This is a genomic window from Autumnicola lenta (assembly GCF_031846515.1).
Taxonomy (GTDB): Bacteria; Bacteroidota; Bacteroidia; order Flavobacteriales; family Flavobacteriaceae; genus Autumnicola; species Autumnicola lenta.
Genome location: NZ_JAVRHO010000003.1, coordinates 1 through 19,297, shown reverse-complemented (window position 1 = coordinate 19,297; position 19,297 = coordinate 1). Strand labels below are relative to the sequence as shown.

Here is a 19,297-nt window from a genome sequence, read left to right as displayed (position 1 = left end):
CGAACTATTTTTCAACCTGGCAATCGGGGCAAAAATAGGTGCTTCTCCCGGAAATTTTTATCATCTCCACCTTGCCTTTACAATCTGGACAGTCTGCTCCTTCCTTCCGGTGCCTTGTGAGGTAACTCTCAGGTAGTTTTGAACCTTCAGTCTTACTTTTAATGACTTTTTTCAGAATTTTTCCCATTTTTTCGAACAAAGACTTCTTCTCTTTTTCAGAAAGCTTTGCCGTACTCGTTTTCGGATGAATTTTACACTGAAAGAGGATTTCATCTGCATATAAATTACCAATTCCGGCAATAAGATGCTGGTCTGTTAATGCACTTTTTATACTTCCTTTTTTATCCTGAAGCAATTCCATAAATTCCTCTTCCTTAACATCCAGCGCATGATTCCCTAAAGAATGTTTCTTCTGAAAATCTTCTATTCCTTCAGCTAAATAAATTTTTCCGAATTTACGCGGACAAACAAAGGACAAACGCGAATCATCTTCAAAAAAGAGCGTAAGCTGGGCATGCTTTGGAACCTCATCATGCTGATAAAATTCCATTTTTCCGGACATGCCAAAATGAAGCACCAACTCTTTTTCTGAAGTTATCTTTAAAAGCAGATATTTTCCCAACTGTTGGGTTCCGGAGATTTTTTCGTTTAAAATAGCATCTTCAAATTCCTTTTGCGAAGATTGGAATAACTTCTTTGCACCAAAATCTATTTTCACAACTTCCTTATGCAGCGCGGTCGCATCTACATACTTCTTTTGATAAGCGACTTCAGGTAATTCAGGCATAGGTCCTTTAATTTCAGCTTAAGTTATTAAAATTTTCAGTCTTTGTAGAAAATAGACAGGAAACTAAAAAAGCTTTAGCTGCCCGTCTTTAAACTGCTCGTGGAGATCCAGGTTTAAGAGAGTCCGACTTCGATCCTTCAGGTATTTTTTCCTGGCGATCTTAAACTGCTGTTCTACCTGTTCAGCAAATTTTCCTTCGCCTTTCATGCGGGTTCCAAACCGGCTGTCATTTAAACTTCCGCCATGGATATTTTCAATCTGATGCAATACTTTCTCTGCCCTGTCTGGAAGCGCTTTTTTTATCCAATCTGTAAAAATTTGTCCAATCGATCCATTTAACCTCACAATGGTATAACCCACACTTCGCGCTCCCCTTTCAGCAACCTCCTTTACCAAGGGCATAATTTCATGACTATTGATGGCTGGAATTATTGGCGCCATCATTACACTTACCGGGATATTCGCTCCAGATAATTTTTCTACAGTTTCCAGCCGTTTTTTAATACTCGCCGTGCGTGGCTCAAGAATTCTGCGGGTTTCTTCATGTAAAGATGTTACCGAAAGGTTCACATGCACCAGGTTATCTGCAGCGAGTTCTTTAAGAATATCAATATCCCTTTGGACGAGGGCATTTTTAGTAATTATACCTACAGGGTGCCGGTACTTTAAAAAAGTTTGCAATAATTGCCGCGTGATCTTGAGCTTCTTTTCAATAGGTTGATAACAGTCGGTATTCCCGGAAAGTACAATGGTTTCTGCCTGCCAGCTCCTGCTGCTCAATTTCTTCTCCAGTAGCTCAACGGCATTCCTTTTTACCAGGATTTTCTGCTCAAAATCCAGACCGGCGCTGTATCCCCAGTATTCGTGAGAATTACGGGCGTAGCAATAAATACAACCGTGTTCACAACCCTGGTAGGGATTTAAGGAATAGCCCATCCCTACATCAGGACTATTTACTTTATTAACTATGGTCTTCGGAAAAGTTTCGATTAAAGTAGTTTTGGAATCATGAGCCTCGTCCCCTTCCATAGCACAATAATTGAGAAAATCGTCCCTTGTCTCATGGCTGTGTGCATCAAACCTGTTGTGAACGTTGAGTTGTGCTCCTCTTCCTTTTAAAATTTCTCCTTCTGCCATAAAAACAAAAATAGGGAATAAATCCAAATTAATGGATTTATTCCCTATTTAATATTCGATTTCAAAGAAATCTATCTTCCAGGAAAGTCAGCTTTTCTCTTGCTTAAGAAAGCAGAAGTTCCTTCCTCAAAATCTTCGGTTCCAAAACATCTTCCGAATTCTTCAATCTCTGTTTCAAATCCATTTACTCCCGCCTCATAGTTGGCATTTATCGCCCTTATTGCAGCGCTTATGGCTACTGAAGAATTCTTCAGGATTTTTGCGGCCATGCCTTCAGCAAATTCAATTAATTCGTCCTGCGCAGTCACATGATTTATGAGGTTATACCGAAGCGCCTGATTGGCATCGATCATCCCGGCAGTCATGATCATTTCCATAGCACGGCCTTTACCTACCAGTTGTGGTAAACGCTGGGTTCCGCCATAACCCGGGATTACTCCCAGGGAAACCTCCGGAAGTCCCATTTTTGCATTGTCACTGGCGATCCTGAAATGTGCCGACATGGCAAGTTCCAGTCCGCCCCCAAGGGCAAAGCCATTAATAGCCGCAATTACGGGCTTTGGAAAGTTGGCCACGTAATCAAAAAGCTTCGCCTGCCCTTCTGCCGCCAATTGCTTCCCTTCTTCGGGAGAGAAATCTGAAAATTCACTGATGTCTGCACCGGCAACAAAAGCTTTTTCCCCGCTTCCGGTCAAGATAATCACTTTAGTTTCTTCGTCCTCCTTCGCGTCGGCAAAAGCTTCATGAAGCTCTGCAATGGTATCTTTATTTAAAGCGTTTAATTTAGAAGGCCTGTTGATGGTCACATATAAAATGTTTTCATCTATTTCTACGATAAGGTTCTTATAATCCATCTTAGCTCATTTTTTGGTTGTTCCTGCTAATTTCAGCGAATATTTTCTTTCCATTTCGGAAATCTTACCTTAAAGATAGTGCCTTTGTCGGGATTAGAAATAAAACTAATCGTCCCATTATAGGTTTCAACAATATTTTTAACCATAGCCAATCCAAGTCCCATTCCGCTGGATTTAGTAGTAAATTTGGGTTCAAAGATCTTTTCTTTATTTTCTTCAGGGATTCCAGAACCATTATCACATATAGAAATACAAACATTCTCTTCCTCCTCCTCTACGCTTACCACGATTTTAGGATTATCCTGATTCTGCAGGGCCTGCACCGCATTTTTCACGAGATTGGTAATAACTCTAATAAGTTGTGTCCTGTCAAACTTTGCCAGAATCTCTTCTTTTTCTGAAGTAAATACAATGTAATTCTCATTGAAAATATCCAGAGCAAGTTTTACAATTTTAGGTACGTTGAGGGTCTCATTTTGCTGCGCGGGCATTTTCGCAAAATTTGAAAAAGCCGAAGCAATGGAAGTCATTGTATCAATCTGGTTAATCAATGTATCGCTGTACTCTTTTACTTTTTGTTCAATTTCGGGATCATTTCTATCAAATCGGCGCTCAAAACTTTGTACACTCAGGCGCATTGGAGTTAATGGGTTTTTTATCTCGTGTGCTACCTGTTTGGCCATTTCCCGCCAGGCCTGTTCCCTTTCTCCGGTAGCCAATTTTACAGCACTTTCTTCCAGTTGATCAATCATACTATTATATGCTGAAACAAGCGCAAAAATCTCTTCTGTGGCGTTATTAAGTTCGATTTTCTGATTCTTTTTATCCAGCCTGGTCTGATTAATTTTTTCAGAAACAATTTTTAAAGATTTCGTGATATACTTTGAAAGGAAATAGGACATGATAATTGCCAAAACCAGCATAAAGAGATAAATCTCCCCCATCCGCATCAGGAAATTATTCAGGTCCCGATTAAGTACACTATCATCCTGAAGGTATGGTAAATACAGGATAGCCAGAGGTTTAAACTTATGGTCGGTAATATAGCTGTAAGACGATCTGTACTTGCGGCCATTTACCTCTGTTTTTCTTAAATACCTTCTCCTGCTGGAGGAATTAAGCTTGTCAATTATCTGCGGGTCTATACGATTATCTGTGGTATCTCTAAAGGCATAGCCACTGGATTTTACCAGCAGTCTCCCCTCCAGATCATAGATATTAATCGGCATTTCGTGTACCTGCGCCATTTCGTAGATCTTATTGCGTTCTTTAAAAATAAGGGCAATATTTTCAGTATCTACGAGATATGTAGTATTTGCCAATACAAACTTCAGGTTTTCCTTTATTGCCTGCTCTTTTCTTTCCAGCCGCTCTCTGTGGTAATTTTCCGCTTCCTGTTTGTATTGATAAACTGTAACCCCGGCGATAAGAATAGAAGCTCCGAGCACCAGCAATATCATGGAGATAAAAATTCGCGTACGTAAGGAGAGTTTTAAAAGCCTCATAAAAAATTTCTTACTGCCGATTAATCAATTATCGCACCAGTCTATGCATTTGGTTTACGGGAGCGGATTTTTTTATATAATCTTATTCCCAGCATAAGCATTATTGCGAGAACAAATATTCCCAAAACCCCGTAAATCCAGTTAATGGCATCGCGGACAATTACAAGGAATATAACTGCAAAAAGTACAAGCGTAGAACCTTCATTCCAAATCCTCATTTGCGTGGAAGTCCATTTAATAATGTCCTTCTGCATCTCTTTAAAAATTAAATGACTTTTGAAATGATAAGCAAAGAGCAGCACTACAAAACCCAGCTTTACCAGCATCCAGTCCTGCTGAAGCCACGACGGGATAAGAAAAAGCAGCCAGACTGCGAAAATGGTGGTAAGTATTGCTGAAGGCCAGGTGATAATATACCACAACCTTTTAGTCATTAGCTTAAATTGATCTGTGAGAATTGTTTTTTCCGGTTCTGATTTCTGAGCGGCTTCTATATGGTAAACGAATAACCGCGGAATGTAAAAAAGCCCGGCAAACCAGGTGATCACAAAAATAAGATGAAGTGATTTTATGTAATTATAATATTCAATCACTGATTATGGTTTTTTTGTGGGATCCTGGTACGTGTTAAAAACAGCCAAAATAATAACATTATTACTTTTGAAGACATACACAATCACATACGGAAATTTATCTAAACCAATTTCACGAAAACCCGTATCTCTGGTTTGAAAATGTTCAGGAAAACGGGAAATATAGTTTAGTTGTAAATCCAGGTCTTGTAAAAATTTTTCTCCCAGACCAGCTGATTTATCTTCATACCATTCAACGCCTTCTGCAATATCGACTTTAGCTTCTGTAGTAATTAAAATTTTAAAAGCCATGTCTTTTAATTATTTCAGCTTTTACATCTGTCCATTCTTTGGTTTCACTTTCTTGGCTAAGGTACAATTCATACCGTTTTTCCAATGTCTCTTTCTGCTTTTCCGAAAGGAAGGAAACATCAGCTTCTTTGGAATACGGCTGTGGGTTTTCTTTTACTTCAGAAGGAAAAGATTTTAGGATATTATCCACTTCTGCAAGTAACTTTTCGTCATTACACGCAATGATTTTTTGAAGAAGTTCTATTTTTAACTGATCCCTGTTCATATCTCCGGCTTTATTACAAATGTAATCAATAAAGTGCTATGCCGAAACAGCGTCTAAGCAGTCTCTGTTTTGAGGCTTTTTCTTATTTCCCGGTTTAGAAAATATCCTGTCACTACGGTGGAAAGCAAGTCTGCTATCGGAAAAGAAATCCACACTCCTATTTCTCCGTAGAACCTCGGTAAAATTAAAACCAGCGGAATAAAAATAAAGCCCTGCCTTGAAAGCGTAAGTAAAAAAGCAGGTACAGCTTTACCCACCGCCTGAAAATATGCCGCACCTATTAACTGAAGTGCAATGATAGGCGTTGCTGCAAAAACCCAACGCATGGCATCTGGGGTTTCTGCTATAATTGTAGCATTATCAGTAAAAACCGCTACGATTTCTTCAGCAAAAATCATTATTCCGGTAAAAACAAGCAACCCCAAAATGACAGCATAAAGAATCGCTGTGTTTATACTTTTCCGGACCCGGGAATATTTCTTGGCACCGTAATTAAAGCCGGCAATTGGCAGAAATCCTTGGGTTACACCGAGTACGGGAAACAGTGCAAACATGAGCATTCGCCCAATAATGGCATAAACCGTAACAGAGTCCTCACCGCCAAGGTCAAACAGGATATTATTCATCAGCAAATAAGTGATACTTACCACCGCCTGTCTGGCAAGGGTGACGAAACCAAGGGAGGAAATTTCCTTAAGAATAGGCCAATTAAATCCGAAATGTGGCCAGCTTATTTTTAATTCTGAATTTTTTGAGAGAAAGAACCAGACCACGTAACCAAGACAAAATACATAGGAGGCTGAAGTAGCCCACGCGGCTCCAAGCATTCCCATATCCAGCTTAAATATTAAAATATAATCAAGGATAAGATTCCCTACCGAAGGAATTATCATGGCTGCCATTGCATACTTCGGCTTTCCTTCTGCCCTTATCACACTGTTTCCCATCATGCATAACGCAAGGAAAGGTACTCCGTAAAGCACCACGCGGTAATAAACTTTTGCAGGATCAAAGATTTCCCCTTTACCACCAAAAGCAGGAATAAGATCATTTATAAATACAAGCCCCACAACAACCATGGTGATAGTAAGAAGTAGCGTGAGCGTAATTTGATTTCCAAAAGTTTTAAGCGCTCTGTCCTGCTGCTCTGCACCAAGCGCTCTGGAAATAATAGAAGAACCACCTATCCCAATAGCCATACCTAAAGCAGCTATAAAAAAGGATACAGGTAAAACCACATTTATTGCCGCAATGGCTGTGGGGCCTATCCAGTTCCCAACAAATATTGTATCAATAAGGATGTTAAGGGACATTACCAGGATTCCCACCGAAGCCGGTGCGGCCTGCTGAATCAATAATCTACTGATTGGCCTGTTTCCCAGTGCCGCCGAATCTATCCTTGCCATTATGCTTCAACAGGCTTTTGGTAAGCCCATTCATCAATCCACCTGCCAAGAACATTCACCCAGTCATGCCGATCGTTTAGACATGGTACAACAGTAAATTCCTTACCTCCAACTTCATGAAAAATCTCTTCGCCTTCCATGGCTATTTCTTCGAGGGTTTCGAGACAGTCTGAAACAAAAGCGGGTGTAACTATAGCCAGTTTTTTCATTCCCTGATTCCCGAACCTTTCAATAGTCCTGTCTGTGTAAGGCTGCAACCACGGATCAAATCCTAATCTAGACTGGAAAGAAACGCTATACGTATTTTCTTTTAATTCCAGGTATTCTGCTACCAGCCGCGTGGTTTCGTAACACTGATGCCTGTAGCAAAACTGATGTGCCGTAGATGATGTTTTACAGCAGGAACCGTCTATTTTGCAATGAGAATTGGTAATATCGCTCTTACGTATGTGCCTTTCCGGCACCCCGTGATAAGAAAACAAAAGATGCTCAAAATCCACGCCTTTTAATTCTTCGGAAATGCTGTTTGCCAGAGTCCTTATATAATCCGGATGATTATAAAATGCAGGCACGCTTGTGAATTTCATCTCCGGAAAATGTTCCTTTCGCAGTTCTTCGGCCAAAACCAGAATCGTCTCGGTAGTAGCCATGGCGAATTGGGGATAAAGCGGAAAAATAAGTACCTCATCTACACCTTTATCATGCAACTCCTGTAATCCCGATAAAATATTAGGAGTCCCATACCTCATCGCCACCGCAACAGGTACAGAGGTTATTTTGTCAATTTTCGACTGTAATCTTTCCGACAATACAATTAGAGGAGAACCTTCATCCCACCAAATTTTCTGGTAAGCTTCGGCAGATTTCTTGGGCCTGGTATTCAAGATTATTCCTTTAACTAGTAGCGTTCGTGCCCAGTAAGGAACGTCTATAACCCTTTCGTCCATCAGGAACTCACCCAGGTATTTTTTTACGTCTTTAGGATCTGTACTATCTGGAGAACCCAGATTTACAAGAAGTACACCTTTACTCATAACTTTTCGTTTTCAGAACAAAAATAGAACTATAATCTGAGGGGCAGACAGCTTGTGCATTATACTTTCTTATTGCTCTATAGAAGAAGAAAACTTATTTTTTCCTGCTAAAATGGAGGATTTTTTGCTGAAATTCACAATAATGCACTTACGTAGCCGAAGGTAACGACATCACGTACTTTTTAGGCGTAGTACCGAATTTTTTCTTGAAAGCAGCAATAAAATGACTGGAAGTGCTATAGCCAATTTTAAGCCCAACCTCGTTCACATTATACTCTCCACTGTCTAATAATTTTCTCGCGTATTCCATCTTATAATCGAATAAAAAACTATAAACCGAATCCCCATAAATCTGTTTAAAACCTTCCTTCAGCTTTTTCAGGCTTAGGTTAATTTCCTCTGCCAGATCCTGTAAAGAAGGTGGCTCTGCCATTCGATTAATTACAATGTCCTTTGCTTTTCTAATCTTCAGGATATTTTCTTCGTCACTTAAAAAAGGACATTGCTCCACATCGGGATCTTCTGTCCTGTTAAAATACAGGCTTAAAAGCTCGTATGCCTTACCTTTAAAATAAAGATTTTTAATGCTGGGCGTTAGGTTAAAATTCATCAACTGGTTAAGCACTATAGCCATTGAGGGAGATACCGGGGCATCTTTATAATATTTTTTATCCTGGTTCTCCTTACTTAAAAAAGTGATATATCCAGCTTCCTGGGAAAACAGGGAGTGAAATTTTTTGATGGAAATAACCAGGGAAATAAGCCAGGAATTTGCTGCCAGGGAGAGATTTAAAGGCAGACTGCGCTGCGGATTATAAAGCAAAAGTGAATTTTCTTCTACTAAAGGAAGTTCATAACTGCTGTTATTAAACATAAATTTACCATGCCCTTTTACACTAAAGTGAAATTGTATAAAAGTATTATCTATGTCCCGCACCATTTGTTGAGTGTCATTAGTATCATTTTGAAACTTGAGTACAAAGAAGCCCTCTTCCACTTTTATTTCCTCTGTTAAACCTCCAGCGGTATTTTTTACTTGATCATCCATAGCTTTTTCTCTTTCTTATTTAGAATGAAACCAAATTGTAAGGCAAAAAACCTTTCGGTTTACTCCAAAAGTACGGCATTTTCAAATTTTGTCTCACTTTTTGTTAATAATTATCATCTATCGACACATTTAGTACTTACAGCGTTACTTTATACTTTCTCTATATATTACTTTTGCTCCTCATACCCCAAACAGGTACATGGAAGATTATCATATTTCTAAAGGAAAACATTTTTATACAATTGGCCTTAGTTATAAAAAGGCCGATGCAGAAATAAGAGGACATTTTAGCCTTGATGAAGAATCCAAAAACAGATTGCTGCAACAAGCTAAAGATGAAGGTGTAGACGGGATTTTACTGACATCTACCTGCAACCGGACAGAAATTTACGGTTTCGCTGAACATCCTTTTCAGCTTATTAAACTTCTTTGCGAACACACGCACGGTACTGTAGAAGAATTTGAGAAAGTGGCTTACGTTCACAAGAACAAGAAAGCTATTTCCCACATGTTTCGTGTAGGTACCGGCCTGGACAGTCAGATCCTGGGCGATTTTGAAATTATTAGTCAGTTACGGCTGGCTTTTACACGTTCAAAGGAATTTGACGTGGCGAATGCTTTTCTTGAAAGGCTTGTAAACGCAGTAATTCAGGCCAGTAAAAGAATTAAAAACGAAACTGAAATTTCCAGCGGGGCAACTTCTGTTTCTTTCGCTTCTGTACAGTATATTCTGAATAATGTAGAGAATGTTTCAGAAAAAAATATTCTTCTCTTCGGAACAGGAAAAATAGGTAGAAATACGTGCGAAAACCTTGTAAAGCATACACAAAATAACCAGATCACGCTAATTAACCGAACAAAAGACAAGGCTGAAAAAATAGCCGGAAAATTCAGTCTTATTGTTAAAGATTATGCAGATCTACAGGCAGAAATTAGAAAAGCAGACATCCTTATTGTTGCTACGGGTGCTCAGAACCCAACGGTTTCTAAAGAACTTATTTACTGCAAAAAAGATCTCCTGGTACTGGATTTATCCATTCCCAAAAATGTTTCCGAAGATGTAACCGAGCTTGAAAATGTGCAATTACTGCACCTGGATCAACTCTCCAAGATTACCGATGAGACGCTGGAGCGGCGCAAGCAGTTTATTCCGCAGGCAGAAGTTATAATTGGAGAAGTGGAAAACGAATTTAATCAGTGGCTGGAAACCAGGAAATTTGCACCTACCATAAAAGCGCTAAAAAAGAAATTGAGAACGATGAAAGATGCCGAACTGGACTTTCAGCGTAAAAAAATAGCCGACTTTAACGATGAGCAGGCAGAAATTGTTAGCAATCGCATTATCCAGAAAATAATGAAGCATTTCGCCAATCATTTAAAAGGAGATTCCAATACTACAGATGAGAGCCTGGAACTTATCCAGAAAGTTTTTCAACTTGAAGAACTTCAGAAATGAACAAAGTAATTAGAATAGGCACCCGCGATAGTGAACTTGCCCTCTGGCAGGCAAAAACGGTACAGGCTGCATTGGAAAAACTTGGCCACGAAAGTGAATTGGTACCGGTAAAATCTTCCGGAGACCTCAACCTTGATCAACCACTCTACGAGATGGGAATTACCGGGATTTTCACTAAAACCCTGGATGTCGCCATGATAAAAAATGAAATTGACATTGCGGTACATTCTATGAAAGACGTTCCTACAGCTCTTCCAAAAGGAATTATGGAAGGTGCGGTGATGAAAAGGGCAAATTTTTGTGATATTCTTGTTCATAAAGGCCTTGACTTTTTAAATACTGAAGGAACTATCGCCACCGGAAGCCTACGTAGAAAAGCACAATGGCTTAATAAATATCCCACACACAAGGTTGTCGACCTCCGCGGTAACGTGAACACCCGCATGCAAAAACTTGAAGATAGCGACTGGAACGGAGCAATATTCGCAGCGGCGGGGCTCGAAAGAATTGAAATAAAACCAGATAATTTCATCGATCTTGATTGGATGATCCCCGCACCCGCCCAGGGTGCAATGTTAATTGTTGTAAAGAAAGAGGACGAATTTTGCCAAAAAGCTGTTTCGGCTTTAAACCATAGAGAAACTGAAATCGCTGTTCATATCGAACGAGAATTTCTGAAGAAATTAGAAGGTGGTTGTACCGCACCTATTGGCGCTATTGCAACTGTAAAGGACGATATTGTGCATTTTAAAGGGTCACTCTTAAGTATTGACGGAAGCACGAAATTTGAAGTAGAAAAAGAAGTTCCTGTAGATGAAATTGAAGGTTTTGGAGAAGCCTGTGCCGAAGAAATTTTGAACAAAGGCGGAAAACAACTGATGCTGGAGTTTAAAAAGGTCATGAAAACATAAGAAATGCCAACGCTCCTTTCCACAAAAAAGCTTTCTACTGCCCAAAAACAACTTGTTTTAAATTCCGGACTTAGATTTGTGGAATATGACGCTATTCAGATCGATTTTGTCGATTTTAAAGCTATTTCAGTTGAAAATGCCATCATTACCAGTAAAAATACTGCCAAAGCGGTCATCAAAAATAATATTTCGATCCAAAAATGCTTCTGCGTGGGTGAGAAAACTTCCGAAGTTCTTAAAAATCATAATTACAAAATAGTTGAAGTTGCAGATTATGGTCGAAATTTGGCAAATATCGTCCTTAATAAATACAGCGATCAAAGCTTTAGCTTTTTCTGCGGAAATAAACGTAGGGAGGAGATTCCTTCAGTTTTAAAAGAGAACCATATTGCTTTTGAAGAAATTGAAGTTTATAAGACAAGGCTTAATTTTCAACATTTTCAGCAGGAATTCGACGGAATTTTATTTTTTAGTCCGAGTGCGGTGCAGAGTTTTACAAAAGAAAATCAGTTGAAGGATTCCATTGTATTTTGTATTGGAAAAACAACAGCTTCCGAAGCAAAAAAACATACCGAAAATATAGTTACCGCTACAAAACCGAGTATAGAAAACGTGATTGTACAGGCGGTAAAAAATTTAAAAAGCCGATAAAATAAGACCTCACAGGTTTTTAAAACCTGTGAGGTCTGCGAAAAATAACAACATGATCAAAAACGATTTATTACTAAAAGCATTAAGAGGCGAGACTGTAGAGCGGCCACCGGTTTGGATGATGCGCCAGGCAGGAAGGTATTTGCCAGACTTTATGAAACTAAAAGAAAAGTACGACTTCTTTACACGTTGCCGCACTCCCGAACTTGCCACCGAAATTACCGTAATGCCCATCAGGCAGGTTGGTCCCGATGCCGCCATCCTGTTTAGCGACATTCTTGTAATTCCGCAGGCGATGAATATTGAGGTGGAAATGAAGCCGGGAGTTGGGCCCTGGCTGCCCAATCCTGTAAGAACTACAGAAGGTGTAAACCAGGTTAATGTTCCCGATGTTCATGAAGAACTTCAGTATGTTTTTGATGCTATTAAAATGACTAAACAGGAACTTAATGATGAAGTTCCCTTAATCGGATTTGCCGGTTCGCCATGGACGATCCTGTGTTATACCGTGCAGGGACAGGGCTCAAAGAATTTTGACCTCGCTAAAAAATTCTGTTTCTCAAATCCTGAAGCTGCTCATATTCTGCTTCAGAAAATTACCGATACAACAATTGCATATCTAAAAGCCAAAGTTGCGGCCGGCGTAGACGCTGTTCAGCTTTTTGATTCGTGGGGAGGGATGCTTTCTCCTGTAGATTATCAAACCTTTTCCTGGCAATATATGCAGCAGATTATTGATGCGCTAAAAGATGAGGTACCTGTGATCGCTTACGGAAAAGGCTGCTGGTTTGCTTTAAAGGAAATGTCTGAATCTGGTGCTGCGGCGCTGGGAGTAGACTGGACCTGTAATGCCCGGAATGCACGTTATTTGAGTGGAGGGAAAATCACGCTTCAGGGGAATTTTGATCCTGCAAGACTTTATTCACCACCTTCAGAAATTAAAAAAATGGTGAACCAGATGATTAATGAGTTTGGGAAAGATGCTTACATCGCGAATCTGGGCCACGGAATTTTACCCGATATTCCGGTAGAAAACGCAAGGGCATTCGTAGATGCTGTTAAGGAATATAGAGGTTAAAAAATGGCAATTTCGGCAAGGCTTCGGAAAATGGATTTCCGGGGAGTTTGGCTGCTGGTCAGATTGTCTGTTTCCAATCCACGATTTGCCTTTGCCACTTACAAAGCCACAAAAGAAACCTTAAAAACCTGCAATGGCCTTTTTGGAGAACGACATCATAAAAACGGAAAGGCCAATGCGTTCAGACACGCTCTCTGGAACTACCTGATAAGCGAAAATTGCTATAAAATCTCCGGTTCTTCTGAAAAAAGCAGGTTTTGGAGTAAAAAAGTGACCGATTTGCATGAAAAACTCTCTCCAAATGAAGAGCTGGAGAGGGAAATGGATCTCCATAATAATGAAGTAGGGCGAAAATTATTCAAAAAATATGCAGGCTCAAAAATGGCAATTATCGACCTTCTGAAGGGAATGATGGATACGGCAAGACAAATTGAAAAACCTGAAGAACTACAGAAAGCAAAAAATAAATTAGTTTTTATAGAAATTACCATTAAGAAATGACATCTGATGTCGAGCAAAGTCGAGACATTTTTGACACAGACATAGAAATTAATTATGAAGGAGAAGTTTTATAAATACATAGAAAATCTACAGGATACCATTACTTGCAAACTCGAGGAAATTGATGGAAAAGCCAAATTTCAGGAGGATCTCTGGGAACGCATTGAAGGCGGCGGCGGAAGAACACGGGTGATAGAAAACGGAGCTGTTTTTGAAAAAGGCGGTGTAAATATTTCTGCAGTTCACGGCCCTCTTGCTCCGGCTATGCAAAAATACTTTAAAGTTGGAGAAGTCGATTTTTTTGCCTGCGGACTTAGTCTCGTGCTACATCCAAAAAATCCTATGGTGCCTACTGTTCACGCCAACTGGCGTTATTTTGAAATGTATGACAAAGAAGGAAATACCATTGACCAATGGTTTGGTGGCGGCCAGGATCTGACTCCGTATTACCTTTTTGAAGAAGACGCAGTGCATTTTCATCAGGTTTGTAAAAATGCCTGCGACAAATCTAATCCTGAGTTTTATGCTGAATACAAGAAGAAGTGCGATGAATATTTCTGGAATTCCCACCGCGACGAGGCACGGGGAATCGGAGGTTTGTTTTTCGATTACTGCAAAGCTTCCGAAGAAATGAGCATAGAAGATTGGTATAATTTTGTAACTGAAGTTGGCAATAGTTTCCTTCAGGCTTATGTTCCGGTAGTAGAAAAAAGGAAGGATTTGCCTTATTCTGAAGCGCAACGCAACTGGCAAGAAATACGTAGAGGCCGCTATGTGGAGTTTAACCTGGTGCACGACAAAGGCACTCTTTTCGGACTAAAAACCAACGGCAGGATAGAGAGTATTTTAATGAGCCTGCCTCCGCATGTACAGTGGGTTTACGACCATCATCCCGAGCCGGGAAGCGAAGAAGAGAAATTACTTGAGGTGTTAAAGAAACCTGTAAATTGGGTGTAGCGAAAATAGACGTTAGACGGTAGAGAGTCTATCGTTCTTAATGAATAATATAGCTTTAAAAATTAGAACTTAGAACCATGCTAATACGAAATAGAAGATTAAGAACAGGAGAAGCCATTAGAAGCCTGGTAAGGGAGATTGCAATAACACCGAATGATTTTCTTGTTCCGCTTTTTGTGGTGGAAGGAAAAAATGTGAAGGAAGAAATTGCCTCTATGCCCAATTATTACCGATACAGCCTGGATTTGCTGGAAAAGGAGGTTAAGGAATTGTGGAACCTGGGATTAAAATCTGTCTTGCTTTTTGTAAAAGTTCCTGAAAAGTTGAAGGACAATGCAGGTACCGAAGCTTTAAATCCTGACGGACTTATGCAAAGAGCAGTGAAAACTGTAAAAAACGCAGTGCCCGAAATGCTGGTGATGACCGATGTTGCGCTGGATCCATACTCTTCTTTTGGACACGATGGGATTGTTGCCGATGGTAAAATCCTAAACGATGATTCTGCCGCTGTTTTAGCCGAAATGTCTTTATCTCACGCCAAAGCAGGAGCAGATTTTGTCGCTCCCAGTGATATGATGGATGGGCGTATCTTTGAAATGCGCAGTTTGTTGGAAGATGAAGGTTTCCACGACACCGGAATTATGAGTTACAGCGCAAAATTTGCTTCTGCCTTTTACGGGCCTTTTCGGGATGCACTGGATTCTGCTCCTGTAGACGCCAAAGATATTCCGAAGGATAAAAAAACCTATCAGATGGATCCTGCAAACCGGGACGAAGCGATTAAGGAAACGCTTATGGACATCCAGGAAGGAGCCGATATCGTTATGGTAAAACCCGGCCTTTGTTATCTTGATATTGTACGCGATATAAAGAATGCTGTAAATGTTCCCGTTGCAGTGTACCAGGTTAGCGGCGAATATGCCATGATAAAAGCTGCCGCAGAAAGGGGGTGGCTGGAACATGATGCTGTGGTACTGGAACAGCTCACAGCCATAAAACGTGCCGGGGCAACTTTAATCGCCAGTTATTTTGCCAAAGATGCTGTAAAACTTATTTTCTGATTAAAAACATCGAAAATTGGAAAAACAGATCCTGCATTATTTTTGCAGGGTTTTTTTCATAGCTCAAATTTGCTGGGAACATGAACAGGAAATACGTCTCTTTTAATACTTTCTGCAGCCCCCTTCAGGAAGGCAAAGGCCAAAAATAATTTAGGTTAAAGTTTAACAACGAATTCTCTTTCTATGTACATTTGAATCGTGAAATTCAGCAAGTTAAATAGCGTCCTTTCATTTTTACTGATTGTGCTTTACAGCAGTTTCAGCACTCCGGCTATTGCAAATACCTCAGCTCCAAAAGAGGTTGATTTGAATTTCGGAAGTAGACAGAATTTTCAGGCAGATCACGGTAAAGGTTTACTATTCTTCCAGGAGTTTTCTGCTGAAATCATTTCTGAAGTTGTCCGTGATTCTCCTGTGGATTTGGGCTTGTTTTCGAAATCCAGATCATTCAGGTTTTCGTCCTTCAAAAATTCCGAAGAATATAAATCCTGGATCTACCTTCAGGATATTAAAAGTTTACTCAAGCATCAAATCTTTCCATTCCACGTTTTTTGGTGATTTAATGAATTTCTAAAATCGCCTCTAATGCTTAGTAACAGCAAAAGAGTTCAAAAAATTCATTTAATAATTCTGAATATTTCAGGTTCTCATGCAACAAGAAAGAGAATCCCGATAAATTCAGTTTAAGGTTGTCAGATTTTCTGATGCCTTACAAATTCACTAAAAAATACAACAATGGATACAACATCAATTATTATCGGCAGTATTCTGCTACTCCTCTTTGCAGGGCCAATTCTTTATGTAATATACCTGCAATCTTTAAAAGACAAAAAGCAAATAAGGATTCTAAATGAAGAAGGAGCACGTCATAATTTAAAGTTTGACCATACCGAAATTTCCAACTCACTCCTTTTAGGGCTTGATACCCGTGAGAAAAAACTTGTGGCGATAGAACCTGACAATGAATGTAAGACCACTATAGTTGATCTGGTAAAGATAAGCGACAGCAGGATTTTAAAGAAAGTGATTCCAAACCCATCAAGCTTTAAAGATCGTGAGAAGATTATGCAGGTAAGTATTGAACTTATGGAAGCTCATGGAGTGGAAAAAAAGACTTCCCAAATCCTTTTCTATGATGAAGATGGCAGGGATAGTGAAGACGTAGGTAGCCGACTTACGACTGCACTTAAATGGGAAAAGCTTATAAAAACAAGTCTTTCAGCATAAGAATCTTTTTTTGGTATTAGATAAGGCTGTTAACTCCTACGAATTAACAGCCTTTGCTTTTAGATGGTTTTAGGATTTCTTTATTTCATGTTGTGCTAAGAAATGGTAACTTAGGACCTTAAAAACAACCGGGAAACCAATGGGATTACTTATTCTTTATGCTGTTCTTTCAATCTTTTTCTCATTTCTCTGTTCTCTGTTGGAATCAGTCTTGTTAAGTATTACGCCTACCTACATACGCGTTAAGTCTAAGGATGGGAAACAGTATGCTAAAACACTGCAAAATTTTAAACAAAATATTGATCAACCTTTAATTGCTATTCTTACGGTTAATACGATTGCTCATACCGTAGGTGCGATTTTAGTGGGTGTCCAGGCCGAAAAAGCTTTTGGTGATGGCGGAAATGCGGTAGGGATAGTTTCTGCTGTTATGACTATGGCTATTTTAATTATTTCAGAAATTATTCCGAAAACAATTGGAGCAACCTACTGGCAATCTTTAGGGAACTTTACTGCAAAAACCTTAAAAATCATGATTTTCCCACTTCGTTATACAGGGATTTTATGGTTGATGATGCTTTTTACTAAGTTAATAGGAAAGTCAGCTCACGTAAGCACGATGAGCCCGGAAGAATTTATAGCCATTACAGATGCTGCAGAAGAAGAGGGAATGCTGAAGGAAAGCGAAACCACGGTAATTAAAAATTTACTGGTTTTTAAGTCGGTTGAAGCAAAAGATGTAATGACGCCATTTTCTGTAGCAGTTACTGAAGATGAAACAACAACTATTGAAGAATTCCACCGTAGTCACAAAAATCTAAGATTTTCACGAATTCCAATTTATAGTAAAAAAGTAAATAATATCACCGGATTTATCCTCAAGGATGAAGTGCTGGAAGAAATGATTGAGGAAAGAGGTAGTGAGCCTCTGAAGAGTTTAAAGCGTGACATTTCTGTAACCAACGCCAGCACCCCCATACCCGAACTCTTTGAAATTTATGTGCAGCAAAGGACCCACATGTCTATAGTAGTAGATGAATATGGAAATACGGTGGGGCTGGTAACGATGGAGGATATTATCGAAACCCTTTTAGGGCTGGAAATAATGGATGAAAGCGACAATATTGAAGATATGCAGTTACTCGCCAGGCAAAATTGGGAACGGCGGGCAAAAAAGCTCGGGCTTATACAACGTAAGGATAATGAAGACACTGTTAAAGAAGGAGACAGCCCATCTGAAGACTCCGATGGGGATAATAAAGATTAGCGGGGACGAAGAGGGAATTTCAGAAATAAGAATTACTGACAGTACTAAAAAGGTTTCAGAAGAAACACCTTCTTTACTACTTCCGGCAGTACAACAATTAAAAACTTATTTTGAAGGAGATCTCAAAGCGTTTAATCTAAAGCTAAATCCTACCGGCACAACTTTTCAGAAGAAAGTATGGACGGCTTTACTTAAAATTCCTTTTGGGAAAACCATTTCTTACCTCGAATTATCCAGAAAAATTGGAGATGTAAAGGCAATTAGAGCAGTAGCTGCTGCAAACGGAAAAAACCCGTTATGGATTATTATTCCCTGCCACAGGGTTATTGGCAGTAATGGTTCGCTTACTGGTTATGCAGGAGGCCTAGATCGCAAAAAATGGCTCCTGGAACACGAAAATCCTTCGCTTCAACAATCCCTGTTCTAGAAAATAAGCAATGAATAAAATACTGAAAATTGTAAGTTTTATTGGTGCATTTGTTCTTATTGCAGTACTGCTACTCTATCTTTTGGGATATACCTATTTACTCCGGGGTATTCAGGTAACCTACCTTCAGGGGCACACAACTGCTTATATTGATGATTATACTGAATTTGCAAACAGAAGAATTCCAGCTTCGGAACAATCTCAGCCCTGGCCCGAACATGGTAATTATAATGAAGTAAAAGCCACTGAACAATTGGAGGAGTTAAATGCAGAACTGGGAACAGCGGCGTTTCTAATTATCAAAAATGACAGTATCTGGTTTGAAAAGTACTATCAGGATTACGGCCCTGCCTCTAAAACCAATTCATTTTCTATGGCTAAAAGTATTGTTTCGGCACTACTGGGAAAAGCAATTCAGGAAGAACATATTGAAAGTCTAGAACAACCTGTGGCAGATTTTTTTCCGCAGTTTGATCAAAGCTTAAAAGTAGGAGACCTGGCATCTATGGCTTCGGGATTAAACTGGAATGAAAATTATTACAACCCTTTTGGAATGACCGCTGAAGCTTACTTTGGCGACGATATTCAGGAACTTATTCTGGACCTTGAGGTGACAGAGAAACCGGGGCAGGAATTTGAATACCTTAGCGGTAATACCATTTTACTGGGTATGGTATTAGAAAAAGCTACAGGAATTCCACTTTCAGAATATCTTAGTAAAAGCTTCTGGAAGCCCATGGGAATGCAGGAAGATGCTTTATGGCAGCTTGATAGCCGTGAGAGCGGAATGGAAAAAGCCTATTGCTGTATAGCTTCTAACCCAAGAGATTTTGCAAAGATC

At 39.6% G+C, this 19,297-nt stretch carries 22 protein-coding genes; 12 read left to right on the top strand and 10 right to left on the bottom strand.

The window, feature by feature from the left end; translation table 11 throughout:
- Positions 1-4: 4 nt before the first annotated feature.
- The 10 genes from RM545_RS02545 to RM545_RS02500 form a co-directional block, all read right to left on the bottom strand.
- Complete coding sequence (locus RM545_RS02545; protein ID WP_311493751.1) at positions 5-787, bottom strand: DNA-formamidopyrimidine glycosylase family protein; 783 nt, start codon at positions 785-787, stop codon at positions 5-7.
- A 63-nt stretch (positions 788-850) separates the two neighbouring features.
- A complete protein-coding gene (locus tag RM545_RS02540) occupies positions 851-1,924 on the bottom strand; it encodes a PA0069 family radical SAM protein (protein ID WP_311493750.1) in 1,074 nt (357 codons plus the stop codon).
- Between the two features lie 71 nt (positions 1,925-1,995).
- On the bottom strand, positions 1,996-2,778 hold the full coding sequence (locus tag RM545_RS02535; protein WP_311493749.1) for an enoyl-CoA hydratase/isomerase family protein: 783 nt from the start codon (positions 2,776-2,778) through the stop codon (positions 1,996-1,998).
- Between the two features lie 32 nt (positions 2,779-2,810).
- Positions 2,811-4,283, bottom strand: coding sequence for a sensor histidine kinase (locus RM545_RS02530; protein WP_311493748.1), 1,473 nt, complete (start codon positions 4,281-4,283; stop codon positions 2,811-2,813).
- A gap of 41 nt (positions 4,284-4,324) precedes the next feature.
- Positions 4,325-4,876, bottom strand: a complete 552-nt coding sequence (locus tag RM545_RS02525) for a CopD family protein (protein WP_311493747.1) — start codon at positions 4,874-4,876, stop codon at positions 4,325-4,327.
- Positions 4,877-4,879: 3 nt separating this feature from the next.
- Positions 4,880-5,167, bottom strand: coding sequence for a type II toxin-antitoxin system RelE/ParE family toxin (locus RM545_RS02520; RefSeq protein WP_311493746.1), 288 nt, complete (start codon positions 5,165-5,167; stop codon positions 4,880-4,882).
- Entirely contained in the window at positions 5,157-5,432 is a 276-nt protein-coding gene (locus tag RM545_RS02515) for a hypothetical protein (protein WP_311493745.1), read from the bottom strand. Before RM545_RS02515 ends, RM545_RS02520 begins: the two co-directional genes overlap by 11 nt.
- Positions 5,433-5,485: 53 nt before the next feature.
- Positions 5,486-6,838, bottom strand: a complete 1,353-nt coding sequence (locus RM545_RS02510) for an MATE family efflux transporter (RefSeq protein WP_311493744.1) — start codon at positions 6,836-6,838, stop codon at positions 5,486-5,488.
- On the bottom strand, positions 6,838-7,872 hold the full coding sequence (gene hemH / locus RM545_RS02505) for a ferrochelatase (protein ID WP_311493743.1): 1,035 nt from the start codon (positions 7,870-7,872) through the stop codon (positions 6,838-6,840). Before hemH ends, RM545_RS02510 begins: the two co-directional genes overlap by 1 nt.
- Before the next feature lie 148 nt (positions 7,873-8,020).
- A complete protein-coding gene (locus RM545_RS02500; RefSeq protein ID WP_311493742.1) occupies positions 8,021-8,920 on the bottom strand; it encodes an AraC family transcriptional regulator in 900 nt (299 codons plus the stop codon).
- A 199-nt stretch (positions 8,921-9,119) separates the two neighbouring features.
- Here RM545_RS02500 and hemA point away from each other — a divergent pair, with 199 nt between their 5' ends.
- The 12 genes from hemA to RM545_RS02440 form a co-directional block, all read left to right on the top strand.
- Positions 9,120-10,376, top strand: a complete 1,257-nt coding sequence (gene hemA, locus RM545_RS02495; protein ID WP_311493741.1) for a glutamyl-tRNA reductase — start codon at positions 9,120-9,122, stop codon at positions 10,374-10,376.
- Positions 10,373-11,287: a hydroxymethylbilane synthase gene (hemC, locus tag RM545_RS02490; RefSeq protein WP_311493740.1), complete on the top strand. Its 915-nt coding sequence runs from the start codon at positions 10,373-10,375 to the stop codon at positions 11,285-11,287. The genes hemA and hemC overlap by 4 nt, the downstream gene beginning before the upstream one ends.
- 3 nt (positions 11,288-11,290) lie before the next feature.
- Positions 11,291-11,938 carry a uroporphyrinogen-III synthase gene (locus tag RM545_RS02485; RefSeq protein WP_311493739.1) on the top strand — a complete coding sequence of 216 codons (648 nt, stop codon included), beginning with the start codon at positions 11,291-11,293 and terminating at the stop codon, positions 11,936-11,938.
- A 52-nt stretch (positions 11,939-11,990) separates the two neighbouring features.
- Positions 11,991-13,016 (top strand): uroporphyrinogen decarboxylase, encoded by a 1,026-nt coding sequence (gene hemE / locus RM545_RS02480; RefSeq protein ID WP_311493738.1) that lies wholly within the window; start codon positions 11,991-11,993, stop codon positions 13,014-13,016.
- A 3-nt stretch (positions 13,017-13,019) separates the two neighbouring features.
- Positions 13,020-13,517, top strand: a complete 498-nt coding sequence (locus RM545_RS02475) for a DUF6973 domain-containing protein (RefSeq protein WP_311493737.1) — start codon at positions 13,020-13,022, stop codon at positions 13,515-13,517.
- 54 nt (positions 13,518-13,571) lie between these two features.
- Positions 13,572-14,474, top strand: a complete 903-nt coding sequence (hemF, locus tag RM545_RS02470; RefSeq protein ID WP_311493736.1) for an oxygen-dependent coproporphyrinogen oxidase — start codon at positions 13,572-13,574, stop codon at positions 14,472-14,474.
- Positions 14,475-14,551: 77 nt separating this feature from the next.
- On the top strand, positions 14,552-15,535 hold the full coding sequence (hemB, locus tag RM545_RS02465) for a porphobilinogen synthase (protein ID WP_311493735.1): 984 nt from the start codon (positions 14,552-14,554) through the stop codon (positions 15,533-15,535).
- 198 nt (positions 15,536-15,733) lie between these two features.
- Positions 15,734-16,093, top strand: coding sequence for a hypothetical protein (locus tag RM545_RS02460; RefSeq protein ID WP_311493734.1), 360 nt, complete (start codon positions 15,734-15,736; stop codon positions 16,091-16,093).
- 177 nt (positions 16,094-16,270) lie between these two features.
- Positions 16,271-16,762 carry a hypothetical protein gene (locus tag RM545_RS02455; protein WP_311493733.1) on the top strand — a complete coding sequence of 164 codons (492 nt, stop codon included), beginning with the start codon at positions 16,271-16,273 and terminating at the stop codon, positions 16,760-16,762.
- Between the two features lie 139 nt (positions 16,763-16,901).
- Positions 16,902-18,029 (top strand): CNNM domain-containing protein, encoded by a 1,128-nt coding sequence (locus tag RM545_RS02450; protein ID WP_311493732.1) that lies wholly within the window; start codon positions 16,902-16,904, stop codon positions 18,027-18,029.
- Positions 18,010-18,456, top strand: a complete 447-nt coding sequence (locus tag RM545_RS02445; protein WP_311493731.1) for a methylated-DNA--[protein]-cysteine S-methyltransferase — start codon at positions 18,010-18,012, stop codon at positions 18,454-18,456. Before RM545_RS02450 ends, RM545_RS02445 begins: the two co-directional genes overlap by 20 nt.
- Before the next feature lie 10 nt (positions 18,457-18,466).
- The coding region (locus RM545_RS02440) for a serine hydrolase domain-containing protein (RefSeq protein ID WP_311493730.1) at positions 18,467-19,297 on the top strand (831 nt) is incomplete at its 3' end.